Genomic DNA, 26,229 nt, shown 5'->3' with positions numbered 1-26,229 from the left:
CCGCGGCTCAATCCGGCTTGCTCTCCGGCTCGGCCTGCCGCTCGCGCCGGGCTGAAAATCCCAAGCACAGGCAAAACGCCCAGAGGCCGCCCAGCACGAGCAGGCTGCTTGACCACGCCAAAGCGGGCGAGAGCGGCGCGCCGGTCGCCCACCACCAGAAATCGGTCAGCGCGCTCACTGGGCCGAACCGCAACAGGTTCGGCAACCACAGCAAAAAAATCGGATTCTGGAAATCGGTGATCGACGGGATATCGAAAAGCGACGGCAGCAGGCCGATCGCCGCCAGCGCGCCGCCCCAGGCCAGCAGGATGATCTCCGGCCCGTGGCGCCGGCGCCCGGCGAACCAGGTCCAGGCGGGCAGCGCGAACAACGGCTGCACGATCAGAATGTAGCGCCAGCCGTAATCCCACCCTGCGTACCAGCCCTGGTTGAACAGGTAAAACGCGAACACCGCGAAAAACGCCCCGCCCAGACCGGCCGCCGCCGCGCGGTCGCGCCGGCAGAAATCGCGCGCGCCGGCCAGGGTCAGCAGCAGAAACGGGCTGTAAAAGAAAATGCCGCGATACGGCGAAAACAGCATCTGATACAGCTTGCCGGCCGACGGCCACTCGAAATTCGTCGTGAAGGCCGAATCGCCGAGCGTATCGGTGAAAAACAGCACCGGGAAATTCCACCATCCGCCGAAGAGCAGGCGGTTGTACAGCAGGATTAAAAAGGCCGCGGCGCCCAGCGGCGCCAGGTAGCGGAGCGCGCCCCGGCGGTCGCGGCCGAGCGCCAGGTAGAGCAACCCGCCCACGGCGATCAGCGCCGCCTGATAGGTGACCAGCGCGGCGGCGGCGGCGGCCAGACCGGCGAGCAGCGGCCGGCCGGGTCGGTCCGTCTCGGGCAACAATTGGTGAAAGGAGGCGAGCACGAGGGCGGTCGTAAACACCTCGCCCGTGGCGTGCGTATCTTGCGCCACGGCGGTCGTCGTCAGGTAGCCGGCCAACGCGGCGAAAAGGGCGGCTGGCTCGTCCAGGTAGCGTGCGGCCAGTCGGGCGAACAACACCACGGCCAGCGCGGCCAGCAGGCAGCTCGACAGCGCGCGAGTGAACCAGGCGTGCAGGCGATCGTATTTTTCGGTGCCGCGCGCGGGCAACCCCGGCAGGCTCAGCGGCAGGCGCGCCAGCAGAAACGCCGGCAGCATCAGCACGGCGGAACCGGGCGGTTTGTCCGAATAGTAGCGGCCGTCGTACAGCGCCTGATCGGGGCCGACGCGGTCGTGGTCGGGGGTGAGGCAGAATGAGCGGCGCTCGACCAGCGCCTTGGCCAGGTAATAGCGCGAATCGAAATTCGTGTTGTAAGTCAGATCGGTGAAAAAAAGACAGGCCAGCCACACCGCGAAAAACAGCGCGGCCTCGGTTTTCGAGCGGCACAAGCGAAACGGCATGGAGGATTTACCGCCTGTCTGAAGCTGCCGGGATGGGCTCATCATAGCGGGCCGGCGGCGCGCCTAAAAGCCCAGCAGATAGCGGCGGAACAGGTTGACGACGCCCTTGAGCTGTCGCCATTTGAACAGCGTCAGCAATTTCCAGACCGGGCGCGGCCGCAGGTAGAAGCGCAGGATCGCCCAGCGCTGCAAGGCGCGGAGCCGGCGCGGCGACAGGTGCGGATAGGCGACGTGCGGGGTGAAAAAGTTGACGGTGCCGACGTCGCAGCCCGCCAGCAGGTCGCCGCGTTCCGAACCGGGCAGCGGAATGAAGACGCCGAAGTGCGCCAGATCCAACCCCATGGCGATCGCGTCGCGCACCGTCCGGTGCACGCCGGCGGATGAATCGTAGGGCAGGCCGACGACGAACAGGCCCTGCACTTCCAGGCCGACGCTCTTGGCTTCCGCGACGACCCGCGACACCTCCGCGACCGGCAGCAATTTCTGTTCGTGTTCGAGGGCGCTTTCGGCGGTGGTTTCGATGCCCAGCGAAATCTGATAGCAGCCGGCCGCTTTCAGCAGGCGCAGCAGCTCGCGGTCGAGGGCCGAGGTCTGCAGGCCGTTGGGACATTTGAGCCAGACGCCGAGGCGGGCGCGGGCGAGCGCCTCGAACAGCGCGACGGCGTGCCGGCGGTCCAGGCACAGGTTGTCGTCCTCGAAATGCAGTTCGCGAATGCCGAAGCGATCGCGCAAAAAACGCATTTCCTCGACGACGTCGGCCACGGCGCGGGTGCGGATCTTTTTACCGAACAGGTAGCTGGTCGCGCAGAACGAGCAGCCCATCGGACAACCCCGGCTGGTCAAAATCGGGGCGACGGGCAGGGCGCGCACGAAGAGCTGGTGCGGAATCGGCGGATAGCGGTGCGGCGCCAGCTTGTGCCACGCCGGCCAGGGCAGTTCGTCCAACTCCGGCGGCGGCGGCGCGGGCAGCCCCGCCAACTTGCCGTCGCGCCAGGCCCAGACGCCGGGCACTCGGCCGACCGGGTCCGCGCCGGTCGCCAACGACTGCAACAGGGCCGGAAACGTGCGCTCGGCTTCCTTCTCGACGACGAAATCGGCGTCGAATTCGCGCAGGGACCGCTCGGGAAACACCGACGGGTGCGGGCCGCCGAGCACCAGCTTGACCCGCGGGTGCGCCCGGCGGATCGCCCGGGCCAGTTCGCGCCCCGTCTGGTAATTGGGCGTCATCACGCTCAACCCGACGATGTCGTAATCCTGCGCCGCGATCATTTGCGGAAACGCGGCGCGACGCCAGCGGCCGCCGGCCAGATCGTACAGGTCGACCGGAAAGCCCGCCGCCTCGGCGCAAGCCGCCAGGTAACCCAGGCCGAGCGGCGGCATCACCGTCACCGCCAGAGTGGGCGGGTAACACAACGCCGTGCGCGGCGGCCGGTCTCGTCTGAAGCCGTTCGACATCCGGTGGCGCTCGATTCGCTAGCCGGTCCTGCGCGGGCCGGGAGTAGTAAAAGACAAAGGAGCTTTTATAATGGGCGCGGCGCCCTTGCAGTCGCGAATTTAACCTGGATCGCCGGAGGAAGGGAAGAGGCAGGCGCGATGCCGCTGGATGTCCTGTTGATACAGACGCCCAACGTGAAGGGCACGTTTTTCAACCTGCCGGGCAAGGAAATCCCGCTGTCGCTGTGCTATCTGGCGTCGTTTCTGAAAACCCGCGGGTTGACCGCGCGCCTCCTCGACCTCGACTGGCACGGCCGCATCTCGCCGATGCTGGAAAAAACGCTGGCCGAAACCAAACCGGAGCTGATCGGCATTTCGGCCTACACACCCAACGTGGCGCTGGCGGCGGATATCGCGGCGCGCGCCAAGCGGTTGGCGCCGAGCACGCCGGTGGTGTTAGGCGGCTTTCACGCCTCGGCGCTGCCGGAACGGACCCTGCGCGAATTCGCGGCCTTCGATTACCTGGCAATCGGCGAGGGCGAGGTGACGCTGGCCGAACTGGTGGAAGCGCGGCGCGACGGCCGAGCGCTCGGCGAGGTGCGCGGGCTGGCCTACCGGGACGGCGAAACCGTGCGCCTCAACGCCCCGCGGCCGTTGCTGGACGACCTCGACACCCTGCCGTTTCCGGATCGGCGGCTGATTCCGTACCGGCGTTACGTGCCCGATCCGGGCAATTACTACCGCCTGCCCTCGTCGGGCATCCTGTACTCGCGCGGCTGCCCCTACCGCTGCGCCTACTGCTCCAAATCGGTGTTTCAACAACGCTTGCGCTACCGCCGGATCGAGCCTTTCCTGGCCGAGGTCCGGCACTGCCGCGACGAACTGGGCATCCGCGATTTCCGGCTCGAGGACGAGGCACCGACCACCAACCTCGCCCGGATCAACGAGCTTTGCGCGGCTCTTCTCGCCCAGGACCTGAAAATCACCTGGCTTTGCTACTCGCGGGTAGACCGGATCGACGAGGCGACGCTGCGCCTGATGCAACGGGCCGGCTGCCACCACGTCACCTACGGCATCGAATCGGGCGTTCCCGAAACCCTGGCGCGAATCAACAAGCCGCTCGACCTGGAGCGGGCCGCGGCGATCGTACGGCTGACCAGACGAATCGGCCTCGAATGCAAAGTCAATTTCATCATCGGGTTCCCGTGGGAAACGGTCGCCGACATGAAGCGGACGATCACCTATGCCAAACGGATTTCGCCGGATCTGGTGACCTTCAACCTCTTCAAGCCGCTGCCCGGCAGCACGTTGTACACAGAACTGGACGCGGCGGGGCGGCTACGCCACACGCGGTGGGAAGACTACTTCGTGACGAGCGAGCCGCTATTGTTCGCCGCGCCCTACACCGAGGCCGAGGCCCGGCAGGTGCTGCGCGACGCGGTTTTCTCGTTTTACTTCCGCGGCGGCTATATCGCCCAACGGCTGCGCCGGTTGCTGCGCCGGCCGCGCCACGAGGCTGGGATAGCCTGGCGCGGTTTCCGCGTTCTGCTGCGCGAGTGGTGGGCGGGACGCGGCCGGGAAAAAACCGTTCCCTGAGCCGAATCAATCCTGGTACATTTCCCGCCAGCCTAACGGCCGGTCGAAGGGTTCCTGCTTCGCTTCGCAGCCGATGAAGGTCGCGTAATCGATTTTGCTGAATACCGGCGTGCAATGAATGTCCGGCGGAATAAAGGAGCGGATGCAGGTCCGCAGATCGGTGATTTCCTCGCAAGGCGTGTCGGTGATTTCATGAATCAAGGCATCGTTGATCATTTTTTTTGTCCATTGAACCGTCGTATTTCCAATCCCTTGCAGCGCCCAGCCAGTTACCGTTCAAGCACTATAGGCAACCGTGTTGCAGACAAAACCATTTTTGTAGGGAGCAAGCATCCCATAGTCCGGTCCTAACCAGAGATTGTCCCAGGTTGACCCTCCAGTCGAATAATGACTACAAAACTGGTTATTCACTTCCTCGGAGATAAATCCCGATTCACATTGAATTGAATATATCAAATCCTCTGGGGCATCATGGAATTCCAACCGCGTTGCCACGCAATACCGTCCTTCACAACCGGAATCGGCATTTTTACATTCATTAACCCATTCTTCGATTTGATCCTGCGAACCGGTGGCCTGTTCCGGGCTGTTCTGCCAGCAAGTAGGCTCGCAAGGCGGCGATGAGTCGTCGTCGTCCGTGGCGTTATCATCATTTTTATCTTGAGCGCAGGCAAGAAATGAAAAGAAGAATCGTTAGTACCGCCAGGAAGTACGTCCGCATTTCATCCTTCCCCAATAGAGTTATGATGTTTAATCCGGTATCACGTCACGCCAATTCAACGGCCGGTTGAACGGTTCCTGGCGAGATTCGCAACCGACGAATTGAGTATAACTAATTGTATCGAATTTGGGCGTGCAGTGAATGTCCGGCGGAATGAAGGAGCGGATGCAGATTTTTAAATCGGCGATATCTTCGCAATCTGTTATTGTTATATCATGAGCCAACGAATCCGCTACTTTTTCACTTGTCCATTTTTTGCCGCTTCCACCTGGTATTTGTGCCCAACCAGTGACCGTCCAGGCATCATCCGGGTCAGGATCACACACATAAAGGTTCTTGTTTGACAGATAGCCATAATCCGGACCAAGCCAACTATTTTCGGAAGAAGCCCCTCCCGACCAGTAATATTCACAGTACAAATCTTCAGATACCCCAGACTCACATTGTACGGAGTACTTCAAATCATCAGGCGCGTTTTGAAATTCCATCCTCGTCGCCACGCAATATCGTCCTTCACAACCGGAATCGGCGTTTTGGCATTCGGCCGCCCATTCTTCGATTTGATCCTGCGAACCGGTGGCTTGTTCCGGGCTGTGCTGCCAGCAAGTGGGCTCACAAGGCGGCGACGAATCGTCGTCATCCGTGGCGTTATCATCGTTTTTATCTTGAGCACAGGCAAGAAATGAAATGAAAAGAAGAATCGTTAGTACCGCCAGAAAGTACGTCCGCATGATCAGTCTCCTTTTTCCTTATAATTGGCCGATTTCTTCGCCCGGACCGTTGTAATCATCGCGCGCGTCGTCCTCATAAATCCAGATGAAATAGACTCTGGCCTGGCCCGATGAACAAGCGCCATTATCGTTGTGGGAACCGTTTACTTGCGTACCGACGATTTTCAAGCGCGCGTAATACCCGCCCATTGGAGTGTAATAGACCCGCTTCTTCAAATCGGAACCGGTATCGCTGCGAATCGTCGTCCAGGTCGTTCCGTTGGTGCTTCGTTGAAGATAAAGATCGATATCGTTGGGCACTGGGTTGGAGTAGCTGTCTGTAAACCACCAGATCGAGGCCTTCAATCGGTCGACGGCTTCGGAAAGTAGTTGGCCATTTTTCACTTCGACGATGACTTCATCGCTGTCCCCCACACACACGTAGCCACTCAGGCGCCCCCAAGGAGCGTCCATCCCGACATCATCGAAGCGCCGAACCCTGGTGCGGCCGGCCCCCCAATAAAAATTATAGCCATAGACCTGACCATTCGCCCGATCACCCATTTCCAGCATGTAAGCTTTTTGAACGCCTGGCAGCAGGAAAAGTGAGTCATCTTTAACTTCCAGCATATAGTGAATGGAATCGACCAAGGCGGAAGCAACGAGAGGTTGGGCATAACTCGTTCCTCCTCCTGGTGGATTAAGTGTATTGTAACCATTGACGCCTGAGTCAACTGAATAACTTGGGTAATACCGAAAGTAGGCAGGAGCCACTGAATCAATTACCGTACGCCAACGAAGGCCATAGTAATTATCGGGCCCATGAGAAGTTAAACTAAATAGGTCGGCATCATTCCAATCATTTGCTGATAATTCCGTCCCATCTCCAATTCCGCCAACAGCGAGCGCTCCCGGCGCTTGTGCTGGTGCAGAGACCGTGCATTGATTTGCCGGATCAGGGTCGTTACCTGCGGAAGCAACGGTTAATATACCATTTTTAAAAGCCGTATTCGCCACTACAGCCAAACCTGCATTTGTATGGCAGGAATAATTGTCACCGTCATCATAGTGCCGACCGTCACTGATGCTGATCAGGTGAACATGACTGGAGACGGAACGATTTATTGAAATGATCATACCAGCCGCGTCCTTTTCGAATTTTATCAACACCAGTTCGGCTTCAGGAGCCTGACCGGAATGATAAATTCATTCGCCGGTTGTCGTCCAATAGGAATCCTGGCCATCGCGGATATCGCCCGCTAAAATACCCGCCACTTCCGTACCATGCCATGGTTTTGTTGCACTCAAATCGGCAGTCATGGCTGTCGGAGGCCAAAGTTCGGCACATCCCACATCGTCACAAACAAAGGATTGTTTTACCCTGCTCGTACCGGTGCTGAGATCATTGAAGGCTACATGATCCGCATTGAAACCATTGCCATCCAATACCGCGGCAACGATATTGCTCCAATACAGATCGGGCATGTCGTATTCGCCGTCATAGCCCCCGCTGCCGTCGTCATGCACGTAGTAATCGCCAAGCTGCATGTGATCCAGAATCGCCGGCGGTTCCGCGGAATAATCCTCGATTTCCTCCCAAGGATCGGTCACATGAATTCGGTCCACCCACGGTAAGTGCTCCACCTCAGCGAGTGCGTCCATTGGCATTGAAACAAACACATAATCCAGACCGACCAAATGATCGCGGACGACCACGCCGGGAATTTCGGCAAGGATGTCTCGAATCTCGTTGAAGCGAGCGCTTCGCACGGCGAACGTGTCCTCAATGAGTTCGGTCAACACCTCGTCCTTTTTCAACACGCCGGAATCGAAAAGCTCTTGTTCGACGTAAAGGGTCTCCAGAAATCGATCGATCGCGCTCATGGTTTCGAGCGGGGCCAACTCCAGAAACACCAGCGCGGGCTCATCGCCCAATTCTTCTAAAATGGCGTAATCGTCCGTGGTGATTTTTCGCTCGGCCCAGGGGTCCGGCTCGACCGCCGCGAAGGTCGCGAGGCAATCGTCCAGTCGCTCCGCTTCCGGATCGCCCTCGTAACAAAGATCGATCAATTCATCGGTTGAAAGATGGCGCGTCGGCAGGATTTGCGGGCCGGTGAATTGAACGGCTTCGTTGGTTTCCTCGTCGTACCATTCGCCCGAATCCCAAATCAGCGTTTCGTTTTCTTTGGGGATCGGCACCATACGGGCGGAAGCAACCTTCGGATCAAAGAAGGCCATCGCGGCAACAAACAGGAGAAGAAGAATCAGCCGAATGAATGAATGAATGAATACGGATCATCGGTGGCACCTCCAAATGGTTCTGATGGAATATTATCCTCATCTGCGATTTATTTCAATAGTTTTATTTTTGCTATTCATATTTATTTGAATCTAAAACACAAATTGGCATCCCCTCGCCCGCAAATATTTGGAATGGAAAGCTTAAACCATTGAGCCACCCCTACAGCTCCTTCTTGTGCGTCCAGAGGTAATCCCGCGTGTCGGCGAGGATCACGCCGTTGAGCAGCAGCAGGGCGACGAGGTTGGGGATCGCCATCAGGGCGTTGGCGGCGTCGGCGAAGTTCCAGACGACCGGCAGCGTGGCGACCGCGCCGACCAGCACCGCGACAACCCACGCCACGCGGTAGGGCCGGATGGATTTTTTGCCGAAGAGGTATTCCATCGCCCGCTCGCCGTAGTATTCCCAGCCGATGATCGTGGTGAACACGAAGGTCAGCAGGCCGAAGGTGAGGATCGCCGGGCCGAGGTAGGGGATGTGGGAAAAGGCGGTCTTGGTCAGCCGCGCGCCGTTCAGGCCGCCGGTCCAGTCGCCCGAGTTGACGATCACCAGGCCGGTCATCGCGCAAACCACCACGGTGTCCCAGAACGTGCCGGTCGAGGAAACCAGCGCCTGCCGCACGTGGTGGCTCGTCTGCGCCGCCGCCGCGACGATCGGCGCCGAGCCGAGGCCGGCCTCGTTGGAAAACAGGCCGCGCGCCACGCCGAAGCGCGCCGCCATCATCACCGTCGCCCCCGCGAACCCGCCCGCCGCCGCCTGGCCGGTGAACGCCGAACGGAAGATCAGCGCCAGTGAAGCCGGCACCGTCGAATAGGTCAGGGCGAGAATCGCCAGGCAACCGATGAAATAGCCGATCGCCATGAACGGCACCAGCTTTTCGCAGACGCGGGCGATCGAGCGGATGCCGCCGAGAATCACGACGCCGACCAGCAGGGTCATGACGACGCCGGTCAGCCACGGCGATACGCCGGTCGACTCGTGCAGCAATTCGGCAATCGAATTGGCCTGCACCATGTTGCCGATGCCGAACGCGGCGATCGCGGTGAATACCGAAAACAGCACGGCCAGCCACTTCTGGCCCAGGCCTTTTTCCAGCGCGTACATCGGGCCGCCGAGCATCGTGCCGTCGGCTGTCCGCACGCGGTATTTGACCGCCAACAGCGCCTCGGCGTATTTCGTCGCGATGCCGAACACGCCCGTCAGCCAGCACCACAACACGGCGCCCGGCCCGCCCAGCGACACGGCCGTCGCCACACCGACGATGTTCCCCGTGCCGATGGTCGCCGCCAGCGCGGTGGTCAGCGCGCCGAAATGGCTGACGTCGCCCTCGCCGCCCTCGTCCCTGGCGAACGACAGCTTGATGGCCAGACCCAAATACCGCTGGATGAACCGCAAGCGGACGGTCAGGAAAAGATGGGTGCCCAACAGCAGCACCAACATCGGCGGGCCCCACAGGTAACCGTTGAGCCATTGCAACGCGGCGTTGATCTGATCCATGCGGCCCTCGCGACGGTCGCGCCAAGCGGCGGAAAAAGGACGTTTTTGATCGGGAAATCGTTCGCGTCAGATTACCCGCGGCGAGGGGAAAAAACAAGAAAAAGCGTGTCGCGGCGATGCCTCAGGCCGGATTCGCCGCGGCGAGCGCGAAGAGCGAGCCGCTTTCCGGCTCGTAAATGAATTGGTACCGCGCGCCCAACCAGGCGCGAAAGGGTTCCGCCTCGACGAACAACCGCGCCAGCGAGCCTTCCAGCAGGATGACCCGTGGCGGTCGACTCGCGAACAAGCGGAGGTAATGCGCCGCCTCGTCGGGGTCGGCCGGATCGTAGGTCGGGTCGTATCGCCGGATCAGCGCCAGCAACGCCGGATCGGCGGCGGTGTTCGGCAGGCGGTAAATGATGCCGATCAGCAGCCCATGATGTTGCCCCACCGGCAGCCTCCCGAAGGGTGGGGTATACCAATCGGTCAAAACGAAATGGTCCGGCCGGGAATGAGCCAGGATAAAACGCAACTGCGCCTGACGAGCCGTCCGCGAAAAATAATAAAACGGATGAAACGCGTTCGCTCGCCGCGCCAACAGGTCGCGGGCCTGTTCGACGGTGAACCGGTCGCCTTGCGCGGCGGCCGTTTTCCGGTCTTCCGCCCGGGCGGCCGTCGCTTGCGCATCCAGCTTTCGCCAGCCGTCGAATTCCCGCCAGGTGCCGGCCAGCGCCGTTGCCGCGAGCAACACGGCGACGACCGGCGCGGCGAACAGAACCCGCGCCGGATGAACCGACTTTTGCCAGAACCGGAAAGCCTTCGCGAGCCCGACTCCGGCCAGCACCGACCCGTAAACCGCTGGGCCGAAGTAATGCTGTTCGTAAACGTGCCGCCGCAGGGGGAAAACCGCCAGGCTCGTCGCGAACTGCAACAGGAAAAAGAGCAGAAACGGATCGTCGTCCCGGCCGCGGACCCGGGCGTAAAGGGCGGCCGCGAAAGCCGCCAGCACCAACAACCAGGCCAGGGGATTGCCGAATAAAACCTGCAGGAAAATTTCCCGGGTATCAACGGTCAATGACTGCTGGTAAACGGAATCGAAACGAAAATCGGCTAGCTGCGCGGACAAGCCGGCAAACGTCCGGCTTCTCAAAATGATCCCGTAACTGACGAGCGCGCCGACGGCCGCTCCGAAGAAAAAAAGAAATCCGGCGCGCCCGGCCGCCGCCCATTCCCACCGGCCGTCCCGCCGGCGAAACAACCAGAGCGCCGTCGCTGGAATCGCGAACGCCAGCGGCAGATAGGCCATCGCGGCCAATCCCTGCAAACCGGCGGCCAGGAAAAGCCTCAGGCGCGACGGCCGCCGATCGTTCAACAGAACCAGAAAAGAAAGCCACAACAGCAGGAATCCGAAAGAATCGGGGCGAAACAAAACCGTGCGCCAGGTGATGAAAACGAAGCAACTCAGCAGGCCCAGCGACCAAAAGGCGACCTCGTCGTTCCACAACCGGCGAGCCAGCCGAAAGAAAAGCAGATACCAAAAAACGACCACGAACCAATTGATTATCCGCAGCCGGTCGAGCAGGCGCTCGTCGAGGGGAAGAAAGTGATAGGCCAGTGAAAAAACGCCGTAAAACAGCGGTGGATTGCCTTCGGGATAGTCGAGCAGCGGCAACTGGCGCTGCTGCAGGCGAGCGGCGCCGCCCGCCGAAAAAAATTCGTCGGGGTTGTAGGACAAGTGAAAAACCAAATAGCCACGCCAGAGCAGGGAGAGGACGATCAAACCCAGCAGCAGGATGTTCCGGCGAAGCGACCGCCGAAAAGCGGCCTCGCGCGGCAGCCTGGTGCGTGGTGGGTTACCGATCATTCCTCTCCTGTTCCTTGACCGGCGGACCCGGCCGTGATTGCCGTTTATCGCCACTCGGTTCTTTTCATATCCTCGCCCGAAGAAAAAGGAAAGAGGTGATCCAACCCAGCGGGCGCCTTAAAGAAAAGGAGGCGACCCGCGTCGCCTCCCGGTTCGGTTCGCCTGAACGGCCGCGCTTACGCGCCGCAGCCGCCGTTGTCGTCATCGTCGTCGTCGCCCGTCGCCTCGTCGTCGCCCGCGCCGTCATCGTCGCCCGCCGCGTCGTCGTCGGCCGCGTCGTCATCCGCGCTGTCGTCGTCGATTTCGCCGGCGACGGTGAAGGTGGCGTTCAATTCGTTGCTGGCCACGCCGCACAGGTCGGCGACGTAAACCGTCAGCGTGTGCTCGCCCGGCGCGAACGGCCCGGCCAGCGTGAACGTCGCCGGCGCTTTCGAAACCGTGCCGGTCAGGTCGAGCAACGGATCGACGTAGCGGGTCGCGTCGCCTTCATCCACCGCGTAGAACAGTTCGCCGCCGGCCAGATTGGCCTCGTGATCGGAGTAGCCGAAGCTGATTTCCAGGTCGCCGTTCTCGGGCAGCGAGGCCGCGGTCAACTGCAGGTTGGCGATTTCCGGCGCCTGATCCTGGCCGCAGATGGTGTCGTAGGTGGCGGTGATCGCCGCGCCCTGGTAGCCGAAGCCCAGGAAACCGCTGTCGAACTTGGCGCGGAAGAAGCCGTTCTCGCCCCAGTCCTCCCCCCAGGAGTTTTTGCAGATCCAGTATTCCTCGTCCAAGTCGTAGCCGACGATCTGGATGGCGTGGCCGCCGAGCATCGAGCCGTAGGTGTGCTCGTAGATGCCGCCGGTGTAGGCTTCAAAATCCTCGAACACCATGAAGCCGGCGACGATCGGGCCGTTCTGCAGTTCCTGCACGTAGGCGTCGGGTTTGGGCCACATGTAGAAGCGGTAATCGCCGATCTTGGTCACGCGCTGTTGCCAGTCGGAGCAGCGGTCGTCGCAAGGCATCCGGCCCAGCGAGCTGTCGTCGCATTGCGACTGCTGGTACGGATAGCAGGCCTCGTCGGCGGTGCCGCTCTTTTTCAACCAGGTCAGGGTATGGAAGAAGGTGGCCGGGGGCATCACCTTGCCGGCGCAGGACCAGACGATCTGTTCCGCCAGATCGGGCTCGATGAACTCGTTGTCGTTGAGCAGCTTCATCCACGATTCGACCAAACCGACGGTGCTGAAGGTGGCGCAGGAGCCGCAGGGGTGCTGATCCTTGATGCCGGTGATGAAATTCTTGCCGTCCTTGTCGCGCCAGTCGAGGTGGCGGGGCACGTCGGCTTTTTTCGGGCCCGGGTATTCGCTGATGTACTCGCCCTCGATCTCGGGGGATTCGAGCGGCAGGTTCGCGATTTCAGCCATTTCAGCCGCGCTCAGGTGCGAAACGGAGGTTTCGCCGGCGGTCCAGCGGGCGCCGGAGGCGCGAATCGCCGCTTGCACGGCTTGAATATCGACCGCGAAAGCCGGCATGGCCGTCAGCAAAGCGAGTGCGAACAAGGCCAGGATGATGAGCGAACGTTTCATGGTTTTCACTCCAACGCTAGGTTTTTTGCCTTCCTCACCGCCGACCGACCGTCTTTAATAGCACAGATTGTATCCGTTGGCATCCAGGGGGCGATCGAAGGATTCCGGGAGGAACAATTCTGTTGTTCCCTCACCCCGAACTTTCTTCGAGGCCTTGCCTGGCCTGACGCCCGCGTGTACGGTTTTTTCCGGAGTTGGAGCCGAATTCGGGAGGGAACGAAAATCGTGCATCGCCGGGGCCGACCGTCATGAGGGTGCTGCTGATCCGCCCGCCGATCCATTATGTCCGCTTTTCGCTGGGCGTCATTCCGCTCGGCTTTTATTCGTCGTTTCTGACCCGTTACCCGCCGCATGGCCTGATGGTGCTGGCCGCCCAATTGCGCCAAGCCGGCCACGAGGTCGCGCTGCTCGACGCCGAGGCCGAGGAACTGGAAATCGAGTCGGCGGCCGTGCGGCTGGCCGCCTTCGCGCCCGAACTGATCGTCGGCAGCGTCAACGTCTACAATTCGTACCGGAATTTCGCGGATTTGAGCGAATTGAAGCGCCGCCTGGGCGCGCCGCTGGTCGTGCGCGGCCATTTCCCCAGCCACTACCCCGACGACGCCATGGCGCAGCCCGCGGTGGACGCGGCGATGACGGGCAAGGGCAACGCGGCGCTCGTGCCGCTGGTCGCGGCCTTCGCGCGGGGCACGGGGTTTGACGCGGTGCCGGGCCTGTTGTACCGCGAGGGCGTCCGGGTGTGCCGGACGCCGGACGAGCCGCCGGTGAGCGATCTGGATTCCCTGCCGTTTCCGGCCCGCGACCTGGTCGATCCGGCGCTCTATTCGACCAGCCTGAGCTACCGCCGGCCGTTCACCACGATGTTCGCCAGCTACGGCTGCCCCTACCAATGCGTCTATTGCCAGGACCGGAACGTGCCGTATCGCCGGCGCAGCGTCGACAGCGTGCTGAACGAACTGGACGAATGCGTCCATCGCCACGGCATCCGCGAGGTCACCTTCCTCGACCCGACCTTCACGGCGAAACGCGACTGGGCCCTCGACCTCTGCCGCCGGCTCGCCGGCCGCCGCCTGGACCTGACCTTCACCATCCGGACGCGGCCCGACCTGGTGGATCCCGAACTGATCGACCTGCTGGCGCGGGCCGGCTGCGTGCGCATCAGCCTGGGCCTGGAATCCGGCGATCCGGAAATTCTCGCCGGCCTGCAGCGCCCGATGAAACTGGAAACGATGCGCCAGGCGGTCGCCTGGATCCGCGCCCGGAACATCATGGTTTTCGGCTTTTTCATGGTGGGCAACCGCGGCGAAACCGCCGCCAGCCTGGGCCGCACCCTGGCCTTCGTCAAGGAATTGCCGCTGGACTTCGCGCAGTTCATCCAGACGCTGCCGATCATCGACTCCGCCGTGCTGGATCAGGCGCGGCAGGCCCGGGGCATCGACATCTGGCGCGAAATCGGCCACGGCTGCTATCCCTCGCCCGAGGAATTCCGCTCGGCCGAAAACGAACTGAGCCTGGCGGAACTCGGCCGCTGGACCGGCCGGCTCTACCGCGCGTTCTACCTGAATCCGCGCCGCTGGCGCGTCTGGCTGTCGCTCCGATTCCTGCCGGGCTACGCGCTGCGGCAGGTCGGCACGACGCTGCTCACGCTGCGCCTGGTCGCGTTGCGGCGCTTGCGCCGCCGTTGGCCGGGCCTGCTGCTCGCCCGCTATCCGAGCGTCCGCAACGGCGGCCCGGGAGCCGGGCGATGAGTCCCGCATCACCCCGCCGGCCGTATCCCGGCGCGTTGACGCCGACGACGCGGCCGTACGCGCCGCTGCCGCTGTTCAATCTGCGCCGCCTACCGCGTCTGGCCGAATTGGCGTGGCGCTACGGCGGCGCGAAAAAGTTCGCCAACCTGTTCGCCGCCGAACGGGACTATCGTCGCCGCGCGGTTCGGCCGGCGGCGCGCCCGTACCTGTTTCGCGCCGATCCCGACAGCGAGTGCGACGTCAACTGTCCCTACTGCTGGCAGACCCTGGCGCCGCCCCGCGCCCCGGCGAAGCTCAGCCTGGCCGCGTTTCGCGCCGGGTTCGACCCGTTCGCCGACCGCCTGCTGCTGACCTTTTTTCACTTCTTCGGCGAGCCGACCTGGAACGACGAGCTGCCGGCGATGATCGCGCACGCCCACCGCGCGCGGTCGGCCACCTACCTGTCGACGAACCTGCAGCGCGACGACGACGCCTATCACGCGGACCTGCTCTCCTCGGGGCTCGACCTGTTGACGATCAACCTCGACGCGGCCACGCCGGAAACCTATCGCCGGATGAAACCCCGCGCCGATTTCGACCGCCTGCGGCGCAACATCGAGCGGATCGTCGCCAAACGCCGGACGCTCCGGCGGCCGCCGCACCTGGTTTTTCAAGTGCTGGTGACGCGGTTCAACGAGCCGGAGCTGCCGGTTTTGCGCGATCTGGCCCGGCGTTGGGGGGCCGACTACCTCGATCTGAAGCCGACCGGCTTTCTGCCGGACGACTCCTGGCTGCCGCTCGATCGCCGCCATCACCTGATGCAAAATCCGCCGGGCCGGATTTCCTGCGCCCAGCCGTGGACGAATCTGACGCTGTTGGCGGACGGCCGGTACTTTCCCTGCTGCGCCTTTCCGGGCGACTTCGCCCTCGCGGCCGCCGGCGCCGACGCGGAAGCGGTCTGGAACGGCGAGGCGCTGCAGGCGATCCGCGCGGGTTTCCGCGCCGGCGAGTTGCACGAATTTTGCCGCGAGTGTCCGGTCGCCCGGATTCCCCGGTTCTGAACACGGCGCTCCGGAGTGACGAAGTGAAGGTTTTTCTGGTTTACGCCTCCGGCTACGCGCCGGAAACCGAACGCAGCATGCCGCTGGGCATCCTCTACCTGGCGGCCTACCTGCGGCATCACCACGGCTGCACCGTGCGTCTGTTCGACATGCAGCTCAGGATCCAGTCGCCGGCGCCGGTGGTGGCGGCGGCGCGCGAGTTCGGCCCCGACCTGATCGGCATCAGCGGCATGACGCCCGACGCCCCGGCGCTCGAGGCGTTGGCGGCGGCCTTGAAAACGGCCCTGCCGGGGGTGCCGCTGCTCATCGGCGGGCCGCACGCGACGCACTACCCACAGGAATTGCTGGCGCGCACGGCGGCCGACTACCTGGTGATCCACGAGGGTGAAACGGCGCTGGGCGGCTTCGTCGAATACCTGCGCGGCGACCGGCCCCTGGCCGACGTTCCCAACCTGGTTTTTTCGCGGCACGGCGAATTCGCGCACACCAACGCCGCGCCGTATCTCGACGACCTGGACGCGCTGCCCTTCCCCGCGTACGACCTGCTCGACCTCGAAGCCTATTACCGGCTGCCGCGCTGCGGCGTCATCTACCGCCACCGGCGCTACGCGGCGATCGTCACCAGCCGCGGCTGCCCCTACCGCTGCGCCTATTGCCACCAGGTGCACGGCAAGCGCTGGCGGGCGCGAAGCGCGGCGAACGTCGCCGAGGAAATGGCCGACCTCGTCCGCCGATTCGGCATCGGCGATTTCGTGATCATGGACGACCTGTTCAACGCCAGCGAGGCGCGGCTGCGGCAACTGGCCGAGGCGATCCTGGAGCGCGGGCTGAAGATCGGCCTGAGTTTCCCGATCGGCCTGCGCGGCGACCTGATGACCGAGGACGGCGTGCGCTGGCTGCAACGCGCCGGTATGTTCCGCTGCATGTACGCCGTCGAAACGGCCTCGCCGCGCCTGCAGGAGCTGATCGGCAAAAACAACAACTTGGAGAAGCTGCGGCACATCATCGAATTCACCCGCGCCCAGGGCGTCATGGTGCACGGCTCGTTCATGCTGGGCTTTCCGACCGAGGTCGAGGCCGAGGCCCGCGCCACGGTGGACTGGGCGGTCGCCTCGGCGCTGCACACGGCGGCGTTCTACCGCGTGATTCCCTTTCGCGGCACCGAGCTGTACCGACTGGCGAAGGAGGCCGGGGCGCGGCTCATCGACGATCCGAAAACCTACGAATTTCACAAGGCGAACGTCGTCAACGTCTCGCGGATTCCCGACGGCGCGCTCAACCGGCTCAAGCGCGCGGCCTACCGCCGGTTCTACCTGTCGCCGCGCCGCCTGTGGGCGATCTGGCGGGCGCTGCCCAACCGTTTCCGGCTACTGCCGGGCCTGTTCGCGATTTGGATTCGCAAGGCCTTCTTGTGGTAACCTGAACCGCCGGCAACCGGCGGAAAGGCGGCGGTCCTCATGCGGGTTCTGCTGATCCAGGCGGCCGTTCACGACACGCACCTCGAGCGGGCGCAGCCGCTGGGCTTGATGTGTCTGGCGGCTTACCTACGCGCGACGCGGGGCGACGAGGTGCGCCTTTACGACCAGCGCCTGGATTGGCAGCGGCTCGACCTGGCCCTGCAAGCGTTTCGGGAATTCCAGCCCGACGCCGTCGGCATCGGCGCGCACAGCGTCGACGCGCCCGCGCTGCACCGGCTGGCGCAAGCGATCAAGGCCATTGCGCCGCAAACACCCGTCATCGCCGGCGGCATTCACAGCACCTTATCGTGGAAGGAAATCCTGGCCGACCAGGCGGTGGATTACGCGGCGATCGGTGAAGGCGAAAACACGCTGCGCGAGTGGCTCGACGCGCTGGCCGGCGGCGTGCCGGAGGCGGTGCCCGGGCTGGCGTTTCGCCGCGACGGCCGGATCGAGCGCAGCGCGCCGCGCGAATTGCAGCCACACCTGGACCGCTTTCCCTACCCGGCGTGGGATCTGATCGACCTGGACGCCTACGGGCGGCTGCCGCGCATCGGCGTCATCGGGAAGCGGAACCGCTACATGGCGGTAGAGACGGCGCGCGGCTGCCCGTTTTCGTGCGCCTGGTGCCACCACTCGATGGGCGACAAATTCCGCGCGCGCTCGGCGGACAACGTCGTGGAGATGTTCGCCCGGCTGCGGCGCGACTTTCAGGTGGCCGACCTGATGATCATCGACGACCTGTTCAACTTCCGGCCGGAACGGGTCGAGGAAATTCTCACCGGCGTGCTGGAACGGGATCTGCGGCTGGACCTGGCCATCCCCAACGGCCTGCGCGCCGATTTTCTCGACGACCGCCTTTTGCGCCTGATGCGCGACGCCGGGGTCTACCGCATCATGATCGCCGTGGAAACCGCGTCGCCGCGCCTGCAAAAGGAAATGGGCAAGAACCTCGACCTGGAGAAGGCGCGGCGGGTGATCGCCAAGGCGACCGACCTGGGCATCTCGGTCCACGGCAATTTCATGATCGGCCTGCCGACCGAAACCGAACCGGAGATGCGCGCCACCATCCGCTTCGCCGCGCGCTCGCGCCTGGATACCTTCGGCCTCTACCGCGCCACACCGTTCAAGGGCACAACGCTCTACGAAATGGCCAAAAAATCCGGCGTCGTTCTGCCAGACGGCGAGACGGCCTATTCGTTCTGGGACACGCATTTGAACGTCAGCCCGATCCCCCTGGAGGTGCTCAATCGCGCGCGACGCTGGTCTTATCCCTACTTCTACCTGCGGCTGGGCCGCCTCTGGCGGCTGCTGCGGCGCTTCGCGGGCCGTCCCCGCCTGTTGTTGTTTTTGACGATGTTTTTCTTCAAGAAGCTGGTATCGAAATAGCGGCGGGTTATAATCCGGCCATGCTCTTCCCCAAACGCCCGCCCTGGGAACGGACGCTGCTTTACGGCGCGGCGCTGGCCATCTATGGCGCGGCCTGGGCGCCGTGGTTCGGCCAGTGGCTCGTCAACCAGCGTCTCAACGCCGCGCTGATCGGCGGCGCGGGCCTGGCGGCCTGCTGGCTGGGCTTGTGCCTTCACCGCCGGCTGCCGCCGCTCGGCCGGGTGCTGGCGGTACCGTACTGGATCGTCCTGCTGACGACCCACCTGCTTTTCGGCTACATGGCCCGCTGGGCGAATCCGCCCTATTTCTGGCTGGCGGTGCTCGTCGGCCTGGCGGCGTTTTTACCGCTGGGCGATCGCGAAAAACGGCTGGCCGCGGTTCTGGCGGCGGCGACCCTGCTGGCGGCGATCTTCGCCGCGGCGACCTTGCGGCACTATTCGTGGATCGCGGCGATCGCCGGCGCGGCGCTCTGGCCGCCGCTCGGCGCGGGCCTGTTTTGGCTGGCGCGCAAACGGCGGCTGGAATCTTTTTCGCGTTTGGCCGTCGCCGTCGCCGCGTTCGCGGCGATGATTTATCCCTATGGGTTCGTTCAATACAGTTTCGTCTTTCCCGAACTGCTGCCGCGCGTCACGGCGCAACCCGGCGTTCGGGCGCTGTACGATTACCTTACCCCGCGGGCGCGCGAGACGTTCTGCTCGCAGGTCATGTATCTGGCCAAGGTGCCGGGCCGCGAACTGTACGTCACCGGACCGCAGAATCCCTGCCGCCGGCTGAACGTTTTTTCGCCCGCCGCGCCGGAACTCGCCGCGTCGCTGGATCTGGATTCGCGCTCCACCGACAACCTCGCGTTCGACCCCGACGATCCGAACGTCGCCTACGTGGGCACCGTCACCGATCTGGTCAAGGTGTCGCTCGATCCGCCTTGCCGGCTCGAAAGCCGGCCGCTGCACCAAACCGCGCGCAATCTGAATTTCATCCACTACGACCCGCTCAGCGACCGGTTGCTGGTTTCGCAGGATTACGGCCCGAACGTCTTCGTGGCGGAACGGCATTCGCTCAAGGCGAAGTCGCGCCTGGCCGCACCGGGCATGGTGACCGACGACGTCTGGCCGGACCCGCTCGGCGACCAGATTTTCGTCAGCGGCACCTACGCCGTCGGCTGGCAGGTGATGACGTATGACAAGACCTCGCTCGCGCCGCGCCGCACCTATCGTTGGTTCGGCGACATCGGCTTCCACTTCAGCACGATCGATCCGTGGGGCCGCCGGGCTTACCTGGGCTCGACGACCAGCGGCAAAATGCGCGTGCTCGACCTCGACACCCTGCAGCCGCTCGGCGACGTTCAACTGGAAGTCGGCCTGCGCAACCTCGCCTTCGATCCGGTCCGCCGGCTGGTGCTGATCAGCAGCTACTTCCGCGGCAACCTGTTCGTCTATTCGCCCGCGCAAGGCAAAGTGATCGGCAAAATCTTTCTCGGCCCGCGTTTGCGCTGGGTGCAGGTCGACGCCGAAAGCGGCCAATGGTACGCGACGAGCGCCGTAGGCGGCTTCGCCGTCGATCCGGAAAAGGCGCTCGGCAACGCACTGCCGCCGCGAATCGACGCGAATAAATAAAAAAAGAAACCACGAATAAGACAGAATTGGTAGAGAACTTTTCACCACACCTTCAACCTCGTTCCTCGGTTGAAAGTGTGGCACACCGGGAGAGGACAATCACCGCGAATGAGGGTCTTAAAAAAATCCACTTCGTGTTCATTCGTGGTTCCGAAAAACTAGGGAATCGGGTGTGCCTGGAAATGGCGGCAAAGCGCGGCGGCGATCGCCCGATGGCCGGCGGCGTTGGGGTGCAGTTCGTCTTGCTGCAACAGCGGCGGCGCGGCGTTGAAAAATTCCGGCCGCAAGTCGATCCAGGGCAGTTGGTGCGCCGCGGCCGTTTCCTCGATTTGCTGCGCGACCTCCGGATCGATCTGCGGCGACGGGTAGGCCACCAGCACCAGCGGCAATCCCTCGCCGGCGATCGTGGCGATCAACCGTTCGAGCGTCTGCCGGAAAATTTCGCGGTCGGCGGCCTGGTCCGGCGATTCGCTGCCCCAGATCCGCCAGGATTGCGACAACATGCCGACGGTCGTCGGCAGGGTCAGGCCGATTTTTTCGGAACCGGCAAAAAGCCGCGCCAGCCAACCGGCGCCTTGCGCGGCCGACGATTGCCGCGCGAGAAACCGCCCCAGCGACTCGTGATGGTAGCCGACCATCGCCACCACCGCGCGCGGCGCGAGCCCGCGCAACCGCTGCCAGGCGATCTCGGTCTGCAGCAGGTTGTAGCCGGGAATGCCGCCGTTGATCTCCTCGAATTTCCCCGCGCCGCTTCGCGCGAGGCAGGCGGCCGTCAGGCGGGCGAAAGCCTGATCGGCGGGAAGGCCGAAGCCGAACGTGGACGAATCGCCCAGAAACAACAGGCGGCGGACACCCGGGGCCGGCGCGGCGGTTAGCCGCGGGCCGCGATAGCCGTCCGCATTGACGCCGTACCAATCGTTTTGCCGCAACGCGACGCCCGCCGTCGCGTCGGGCCGAAAGATGCCGAACCACCAAGTGCGATTCATTCCCTCGGCCGTCAGCAACAACAGGCCGATCGCCAGCAACAACCCGGCGCCGCGAACCGGAACGCCGCGCGATCGGCGGTCGGCGCGCGGAAACCACGCCGCCGTCAGCGACGACAACAGATAGAATTGCAGCAGGCAGGCGAAAAAGAACGTCAGGTAGCCCGAGATCGGCAGCGAGAACACCATCAACGCGCCGACCAGCAGAAAGAGCGGCACGCGGGCCCGGATCGGCCACGCCGGCCACCAGGCGGGCGGCGCCGGAAAAAACAGGTAGCGGCTTTGCCGAAACCCCGCCGCGTGCGTCCAAATCAGCAGCGCCCAAGCGGCTGTCACCAGCAAGGGCGCCGGCCATTTGGCGTAGGCGTGCCAATCCCAGAGTGACATCGTCAGATAGAGAAAGGCATAGGGCAGAAAAAACAGCGTCAGCAGCCGGTAGCTGCCGGTGATGATCAAGGCGCCGCGGCTGGTGTTCGGCCCATGGGTAGGCATGGCGGCTATTATTGCAAAACCACCCCTCGATGCAACAAAGGAGACATTCGGGCGGCTAGCGCGTTTGTGCTAGGATGACGGCATGGAACGACCGGTGATTCTGATCCAGCCGCGCACCAACGTCTTCGACAGCGGCAAGACGCGGCCGACCCTGCCGTTGTCGCTGCTCAGCGCGGCGCGGCTGGCGGCCGCGCGCCATCCGCTACGGCTGGTGGATCAGCGCGCCGACCGCGGCTGGCGCGATACGCTGCGGGCTCTCATCCGCGAGCAGCCGCTGCTGATCGGCGTCACGTCGATCACCGGCAATCAACTGTTTTCCGCGTTGGAGGCGACACGCTTCGCCCGCGAACTCTCGCCCGCGCCGATCGTCTGGGGCGGCATCCACGCCACCTTGTTTCCCGATCAGGTGTTGGCCGAACCGGCGATCGACTACGTGGTGCGCCGTGAAGGCGAGCACACCCTCGCCGAGTTGGCCGACCGCCTGGCGGACGGCGGCGATCCCGGCGGCATCGCGGGGCTGAGCTTCAAGCGCGACGGGCAAATTGTCCACAACCCGGAGCGGCCGTTCGCCGCTCTCGACGCGCTGCCCGAGGTGCCATACGCGGCGGCCGGCCCCGCGCCCTACTTCCTCACCAACGGCCGGCCGACCCTCTACCTCGAAACCTCGCGCGGCTGCTTTTCGCAATGCGCTTATTGCTACAACGCCGTCTACCACCAACACCACTGGCGCGGGCAGTCGGCGGCGACGGTGCTCGACCGGGTGGCGCGGCTGCGGCGCGAGCGGCCGGAAGTCGGCCACCTGTCGCTGGTGGACGACAACTATTTCGGCCGGGTGGAACGGGCGCTGGAAATTGCCGCGGGGCTCGCCGCGGCGGGCGGCGCGCTCACCTACCAGGTGCAGGGGGCGCACGGGCAGGTGATTTCGCAACTGGCCGACGAGGATCTGCGGTTGCTGCGCCGCAGCGGCTGCGTGCGCCTGGACATGGGCGTCGAAAGCGGCTCGCCGCGTCTCCTGGAAGCGATGGGCAAGCGGCTGGACCTGGACCGCGTGGTCGCCCTCAACCGCCGGCTCGGCGCGATCGGCATTCGCCCGTGGTACAACTTCATGGTGGGGTTTCCGGATGAAACCGCGGCGGACACCGCGGCGACGCGCCACCTGGCGCTGCAATTGCTGGATGAAAACCCGGCCGCGCTGGTGTCGCCGTTTTATCAGGTAGTGCCGTATCCGGGCACCGCATTATTCGCGCGGGCCGTGAAGTTGGGCTTTACGCCGCCGGCCCGGCTCGACGGCTGGCGCGATTTCCATTCCGGTGCCGCCGCGACGCCCTGGCAGGATGAGGCGACCCGCGAACGCCACCGCCGGCTGTACTTCCTGAGCATCTTCGCCGACCGCAAGCTCGAACAGTACGATACCAACCCGCTTTACCGCGTCCTTGCCCGTTGCTATCGCCCTTACGCGCGCTGGCGCCTGCGGCGCGGCCGTCTGGCGCTGCTGCCCGAGGCCGCGCTTTTCCGCCGCCTGTTCGACGTTTCGTAAGCCGGCGCTTTTGCCGATCGGCTATTCGCTTGCCTTTTGAAAATTGACGCGGATGTCGACGAAGGATTTGCGGCGCAGTTCCGCGGCCAGGCGCTCCATTTCGCGATCGGCCTGTTCGCGGCGCAGAATCGAGCGGATTTTTTCCTTCACTTGCGAATAGGGCAGCACGTTGCCCATTTTCTTTTCGACCAGCTTGAGAATCGCGAAGCCGTTGCGGTCGCGGTAGATGGTCGAGACCTGGCCCGGTTCGAGGGGCAGCACGGCCTTGCGGTAGACGTCCTGCAGCTCGGTGTCGAGCTTGAACTCGCCGAGCATGCCGCCGTCGGCCGCGGTCGGCCCCTGGCTGTTTTCGCGCGCCAGTTCGGCGAAGTCGGCGCCGGCCAGCAGGCGCTCGTACAGGCCGTTGATGCGGGCGAAGGCCGCCTGCAGCGCGGCTTCGTCGGCGTCGGGCGGCACGTTGAGGCGCAGTTCGGCGATCTTCACCACGGGCTCGGCGGCGAACTCGTCGGGGTGCAGCTTGTAGTAGGACCGCACGTCCTCGTCGCGGACGCGCAGCTTGTCGCGCATGCGGAACGAGACGTACTGCTCGCGCATGATTTCCTTTTTCAGGCGGTCGCGGAAATCCTGCATCGTCAGGCCCTGCCGCGACAGGGCGATTTTCAGGGTTTCGTCGGTGAGGCTGTTTTCCTTCTTCACCCGCTCGGCGTAGGTGTCGATTTCCTGGTCGGTGACCTCGATGCCCAGGCGGGCGACCTCGTTTTCGATCAGTTTCTGCTCGATGATCGTGTCGAGAAGCTGCTGTTTGATCTGCGCGGCGGTGATCTGCTTTTCGGCCTCGCTCATGTTGGGTTTTTGCTGCGCGGCCTGGGCGATGACCGGGAGGGCCATCTGTTCGATTTCGAAGACGGTGATGACCTGGTTGTCGACGACGGCGGCGATCCGGTTCACGGTTTCGCCCGCGCCGGCGTTAACCGCCAGGGCCAACAGCACCAACAAAAGAAGGAAAACCTTGCGCAACCTATTCTCCTAACCCGGCAAACGGTGGAGGTCGATGTCGATTTTCGCGCCGCGCCGCAGTTCGCCGAGCCAGTCGCGCCACCGCGCGTCGGCCCGCTGCCGACGCAGCGTGCGCTCGATTGTGGGCCGCGCCTGCGCGAAGGTCAAGGCGGAAGCGGGCAACTGCTCGAGCACCTGCAAAATGTGCACCCCGAACGGCGTCTCGACCATCGAGCTGACCTCGCCGACCGGCAACCGGAAGGCCGCTTCCTCGACCTCCGGCGGCAATTCGCCGCGCGAAATGAATCCCAGGTCGCCGCCGCGCCCCGCCTCGGGAGCAATGGAATATTCCCGCGCCGCCGCCGCGAAGTCGCCGCCGGTCAGCACCTGGGTCAGGGCGATCGTCGCCTGAATCCCGTCGCGGCAGACGATCTGCCGCAGGTGCACCTGTTCGGCGTGGCGGAATTGATCGGCGTGGCTTTGATAGTAGGCTTGCAGCTCGTTCTCGGTCAGCGCCACGGCGGGTTCGACGACCTGGGCGAGCAATTGTTTGGCCAGCGCGGCGGTGCGCAGTTCCTCGGCCAGCCAATTGCCGCTTTCCGGCCGCCGGGACAATTCGCGGTCGAACGAATCGCGCGGCCAACCCTGGCGCATCGCCTGCAGTTCGGCGGCGGCCGCCGCCTCGTCGACTTTCAAACCGCGCCGGGCGGCTTCCTGATAAAGCAGCACCTGATCGATCAGCGAATCGAGGTAGGCGCGTTCGACCGCCAACCGCGGCGCGCGATCCGCGGGCAGGGGCGAGAGCGCGGCCTGGCCGGCGGCCGCGAAGCGCGCGTTGAAATCGGCGACGGCGATCGTCGTTCCGTTGACCCGGGCCAACGTGCCTTCCGGCAACGTCAAATCCTCGCGACAGGCGGCCAGCAAGAGACACAAAAGCCACCAGCCACCCAGCCGGAAGGCGCGGCGGCCGATGAAAAAGGGGTGGCGCCGTCGCCGGCCGCCACCCCGTGACAAACGAACCTGGGATCCGATGACTATTCCTCCTCGGATTCCGGAGCCGGAGCCGGAGCCGGAGCGCCGCCCGCCGGCGGAGCGGGGGGCATGGCGCCCGGAGCCGCCGGAGCGCCCTGCGGGCCGCCCATCTGCGGCAAGCCCGGCATGCCACCGGCGCCTTCGGCGCCTTCCGGACCCACGTCGACCTGGATGCTGTCCAGCACGTTTTCATTGATTTTCACGTTGGCCTTGGAACGCAGACCGGCCATCGTGGAATCCATCTTTTCCTTCAGCTTTTCCTGCTTCAGGCGACGGTCGATGGTGCTTTTAACTTCCTCGAAGTCCTTCACCTTGGCGTCTTCTTTTTCCTCGAACTGGATGATGTTGAAGCCGCGCTTATCGCGGAAAACGTCGCTGATCTGACCCGGCTTGGTCATGGCGAACGCCACGGCGTCGAATTCCTCGCCCCGCAGACCCTTGCGCACTTTCGGCAGCAAGCCGCCCTTTTTCTTCGAGGCGCGGTCGTCGGAATATTTGTCGACGATCTTATCCCAGTTGCCGCCGGACTTCAGTTCCTTCGCGGCCTGATCGGCCTTGGCCTTGGCCTGCTTTTCCTCTTCCGGCGTGGCGTTGCGCTTCACGCGGACCAGGAGCAGCTTCACCTTCACCGTTTCCGGGGTCATGAACTTGTCTTTGTTCTTCTCGTAGTAGTCCTTGACCTCGTTTTCGGTGACGGAAAATTCCTGCTCGTACAGCTCTTTTTTGACCATGCTGGCGAGAATGCCCTGGCGGATCTGCTCGATCCGTTTGGTGAATTCGGCGTCCTTGTCCAGGCCGCGGCGCAGGGCTTCCTGGTAGAACAGATCTTCCTCGACCAGCTTGTCGAG

20 protein-coding genes are annotated in these 26,229 nt (G+C 63.7%); 7 read left to right on the top strand and 13 right to left on the bottom strand.

The genetic code is table 11. From position 1 onward, the window contains the following. Window positions 1-7 precede the first annotated feature (7 nt). Window positions 8-1,429, bottom strand: coding sequence for a hypothetical protein (locus tag GX444_04915; GenBank protein NLH47930.1), 1,422 nt, complete (start codon window positions 1,427-1,429; stop codon window positions 8-10). Between the two features lie 63 nt (window positions 1,430-1,492). After that, a complete protein-coding gene (locus GX444_04910) occupies window positions 1,493-2,884 on the bottom strand; it encodes a B12-binding domain-containing radical SAM protein (protein NLH47929.1) in 1,392 nt (463 codons plus the stop codon). A 138-nt stretch (window positions 2,885-3,022) separates the two neighbouring features. On the opposite strand from GX444_04910, the gene GX444_04905 reads away from it, so the two are divergent. Beyond that, window positions 3,023-4,459 (top strand): radical SAM protein, encoded by a 1,437-nt coding sequence (locus GX444_04905; GenBank protein NLH47928.1) that lies wholly within the window; start codon window positions 3,023-3,025, stop codon window positions 4,457-4,459. A gap of 6 nt (window positions 4,460-4,465) precedes the next feature. On the opposite strand, the gene GX444_04900 is transcribed toward GX444_04905, so the two are convergent. The 7 genes from GX444_04900 to GX444_04870 all read right to left on the bottom strand — a co-directional run bounded on the left by GX444_04900 (window position 4,466) and on the right by GX444_04870 (window position 13,094). Beyond that, complete coding sequence (locus GX444_04900; GenBank protein NLH47927.1) at window positions 4,466-4,675, bottom strand: hypothetical protein; 210 nt, start codon at window positions 4,673-4,675, stop codon at window positions 4,466-4,468. Window positions 4,676-5,209: 534 nt separating this feature from the next. Further along, window positions 5,210-5,911, bottom strand: coding sequence for a hypothetical protein (locus tag GX444_04895; protein NLH47926.1), 702 nt, complete (start codon window positions 5,909-5,911; stop codon window positions 5,210-5,212). An 18-nt stretch (window positions 5,912-5,929) separates the two neighbouring features. Then, entirely contained in the window at window positions 5,930-7,027 is a 1,098-nt protein-coding gene (locus GX444_04890; protein ID NLH47925.1) for a S8 family peptidase, read from the bottom strand. Between the two features lie 69 nt (window positions 7,028-7,096). Beyond that, a complete protein-coding gene (locus GX444_04885; GenBank protein ID NLH47924.1) occupies window positions 7,097-8,128 on the bottom strand; it encodes a hypothetical protein in 1,032 nt (343 codons plus the stop codon). A 223-nt stretch (window positions 8,129-8,351) separates the two neighbouring features. Further along, entirely contained in the window at window positions 8,352-9,686 is a 1,335-nt protein-coding gene (locus GX444_04880) for a sodium:alanine symporter family protein (GenBank protein ID NLH47923.1), read from the bottom strand. Window positions 9,687-9,807: 121 nt separating this feature from the next. After that, window positions 9,808-11,529, bottom strand: coding sequence for a hypothetical protein (locus tag GX444_04875; protein NLH47922.1), 1,722 nt, complete (start codon window positions 11,527-11,529; stop codon window positions 9,808-9,810). 176 nt (window positions 11,530-11,705) lie between these two features. Further along, a complete protein-coding gene (locus GX444_04870; GenBank protein ID NLH47921.1) occupies window positions 11,706-13,094 on the bottom strand; it encodes a hypothetical protein in 1,389 nt (462 codons plus the stop codon). 248 nt (window positions 13,095-13,342) lie between these two features. Here GX444_04870 and GX444_04865 point away from each other — a divergent pair, with 248 nt between their 5' ends. The 5 genes from GX444_04865 to GX444_04845 are packed head-to-tail and all read left to right on the top strand — an operon-like array spanning window position 13,343 to window position 20,341. Further along, complete coding sequence (locus GX444_04865; GenBank protein ID NLH47920.1) at window positions 13,343-14,842, top strand: B12-binding domain-containing radical SAM protein; 1,500 nt, start codon at window positions 13,343-13,345, stop codon at window positions 14,840-14,842. Continuing rightward, on the top strand, window positions 14,839-15,882 hold the full coding sequence (locus GX444_04860) for a radical SAM protein (protein NLH47919.1): 1,044 nt from the start codon (window positions 14,839-14,841) through the stop codon (window positions 15,880-15,882). The genes GX444_04865 and GX444_04860 overlap by 4 nt, the downstream gene beginning before the upstream one ends. A 23-nt stretch (window positions 15,883-15,905) precedes the next feature. Then, window positions 15,906-17,300 carry a B12-binding domain-containing radical SAM protein gene (locus GX444_04855; protein ID NLH47918.1) on the top strand — a complete coding sequence of 465 codons (1,395 nt, stop codon included), beginning with the start codon at window positions 15,906-15,908 and terminating at the stop codon, window positions 17,298-17,300. A gap of 39 nt (window positions 17,301-17,339) precedes the next feature. Further along, a complete protein-coding gene (locus tag GX444_04850) occupies window positions 17,340-18,728 on the top strand; it encodes a B12-binding domain-containing radical SAM protein (protein ID NLH47917.1) in 1,389 nt (462 codons plus the stop codon). Between the two features lie 20 nt (window positions 18,729-18,748). Continuing rightward, the gene (locus tag GX444_04845; GenBank protein ID NLH47916.1) at window positions 18,749-20,341 is read left to right on the top strand and encodes a WD40 repeat domain-containing protein; all 1,593 of its coding nucleotides are present in this window, start codon (window positions 18,749-18,751) and stop codon (window positions 20,339-20,341) included. Window positions 20,342-20,499: 158 nt separating this feature from the next. On the opposite strand, the gene GX444_04840 is transcribed toward GX444_04845, so the two are convergent. Next, window positions 20,500-21,816 (bottom strand): SGNH/GDSL hydrolase family protein, encoded by a 1,317-nt coding sequence (locus GX444_04840; GenBank protein NLH47915.1) that lies wholly within the window; start codon window positions 21,814-21,816, stop codon window positions 20,500-20,502. An 82-nt stretch (window positions 21,817-21,898) separates the two neighbouring features. On the opposite strand from GX444_04840, the gene GX444_04835 reads away from it, so the two are divergent. After that, window positions 21,899-23,353 (top strand): B12-binding domain-containing radical SAM protein, encoded by a 1,455-nt coding sequence (locus tag GX444_04835; protein ID NLH47914.1) that lies wholly within the window; start codon window positions 21,899-21,901, stop codon window positions 23,351-23,353. A gap of 21 nt (window positions 23,354-23,374) precedes the next feature. On the opposite strand, the gene GX444_04830 is transcribed toward GX444_04835, so the two are convergent. The 3 genes from GX444_04830 to GX444_04820 form a co-directional block, all read right to left on the bottom strand. Then, complete coding sequence (locus tag GX444_04830; GenBank protein NLH47913.1) at window positions 23,375-24,370, bottom strand: hypothetical protein; 996 nt, start codon at window positions 24,368-24,370, stop codon at window positions 23,375-23,377. Window positions 24,371-24,379: 9 nt separating this feature from the next. Next, window positions 24,380-25,363 (bottom strand): peptidylprolyl isomerase, encoded by a 984-nt coding sequence (locus GX444_04825; protein NLH47912.1) that lies wholly within the window; start codon window positions 25,361-25,363, stop codon window positions 24,380-24,382. A 20-nt stretch (window positions 25,364-25,383) separates the two neighbouring features. Next, on the bottom strand, window positions 25,384-26,229 hold an 846-nt coding region (locus GX444_04820; GenBank protein ID NLH47911.1), incomplete at its 5' end, for a hypothetical protein.

It is taken from the genome of Myxococcales bacterium, from assembly GCA_012517325.1.
Lineage (GTDB): Bacteria > Lernaellota > Lernaellaia > Lernaellales > Lernaellaceae > JAAYVF01.
Note: the sequence above shows the minus strand (reverse complement) of the source record. Positions and strands in the feature narration are given on the sequence as shown.

Bases quoted from the DNA above. Each gene is read 5' to 3' on its own strand.
- GX444_04870 (NLH47921.1), bottom strand. From the start codon at position 13,094: ATGAAACGTTCGCTCATCATCCTGGCCTTGTTCGCACTCGCTTTGCTG.
- GX444_04860 (NLH47919.1), top strand. From the start codon at position 14,839: ATGAGTCCCGCATCACCCCGCCGGCCGTATCCCGGCGCGTTGACGCCG.
- GX444_04835 (NLH47914.1), top strand. From the start codon at position 21,899: ATGGAACGACCGGTGATTCTGATCCAGCCGCGCACCAACGTCTTCGAC.
- GX444_04895 (NLH47926.1), bottom strand. From the start codon at position 5,911: ATGCGGACGTACTTTCTGGCGGTACTAACGATTCTTCTTTTCATTTCA.
- GX444_04875 (NLH47922.1), bottom strand. From the start codon at position 11,529: ATGATCGGTAACCCACCACGCACCAGGCTGCCGCGCGAGGCCGCTTTT.
- GX444_04905 (NLH47928.1), top strand. From the start codon at position 3,023: ATGCCGCTGGATGTCCTGTTGATACAGACGCCCAACGTGAAGGGCACG.
- GX444_04845 (NLH47916.1), top strand. From the start codon at position 18,749: ATGCTCTTCCCCAAACGCCCGCCCTGGGAACGGACGCTGCTTTACGGC.
- GX444_04885 (NLH47924.1), bottom strand. From the start codon at position 8,128: ATGGCCTTCTTTGATCCGAAGGTTGCTTCCGCCCGTATGGTGCCGATC.
- GX444_04850 (NLH47917.1), top strand. From the start codon at position 17,340: ATGCGGGTTCTGCTGATCCAGGCGGCCGTTCACGACACGCACCTCGAG.
- GX444_04910 (NLH47929.1), bottom strand. From the start codon at position 2,884: ATGTCGAACGGCTTCAGACGAGACCGGCCGCCGCGCACGGCGTTGTGT.
- GX444_04915 (NLH47930.1), bottom strand. From the start codon at position 1,429: ATGCCGTTTCGCTTGTGCCGCTCGAAAACCGAGGCCGCGCTGTTTTTC.
- GX444_04900 (NLH47927.1), bottom strand. From the start codon at position 4,675: ATGATCAACGATGCCTTGATTCATGAAATCACCGACACGCCTTGCGAG.
- GX444_04890 (NLH47925.1), bottom strand. From the start codon at position 7,027: ATGATCATTTCAATAAATCGTTCCGTCTCCAGTCATGTTCACCTGATC.
- GX444_04880 (NLH47923.1), bottom strand. From the start codon at position 9,686: ATGGATCAGATCAACGCCGCGTTGCAATGGCTCAACGGTTACCTGTGG.
- GX444_04865 (NLH47920.1), top strand. From the start codon at position 13,343: ATGAGGGTGCTGCTGATCCGCCCGCCGATCCATTATGTCCGCTTTTCG.
- GX444_04840 (NLH47915.1), bottom strand. From the start codon at position 21,816: ATGCCTACCCATGGGCCGAACACCAGCCGCGGCGCCTTGATCATCACC.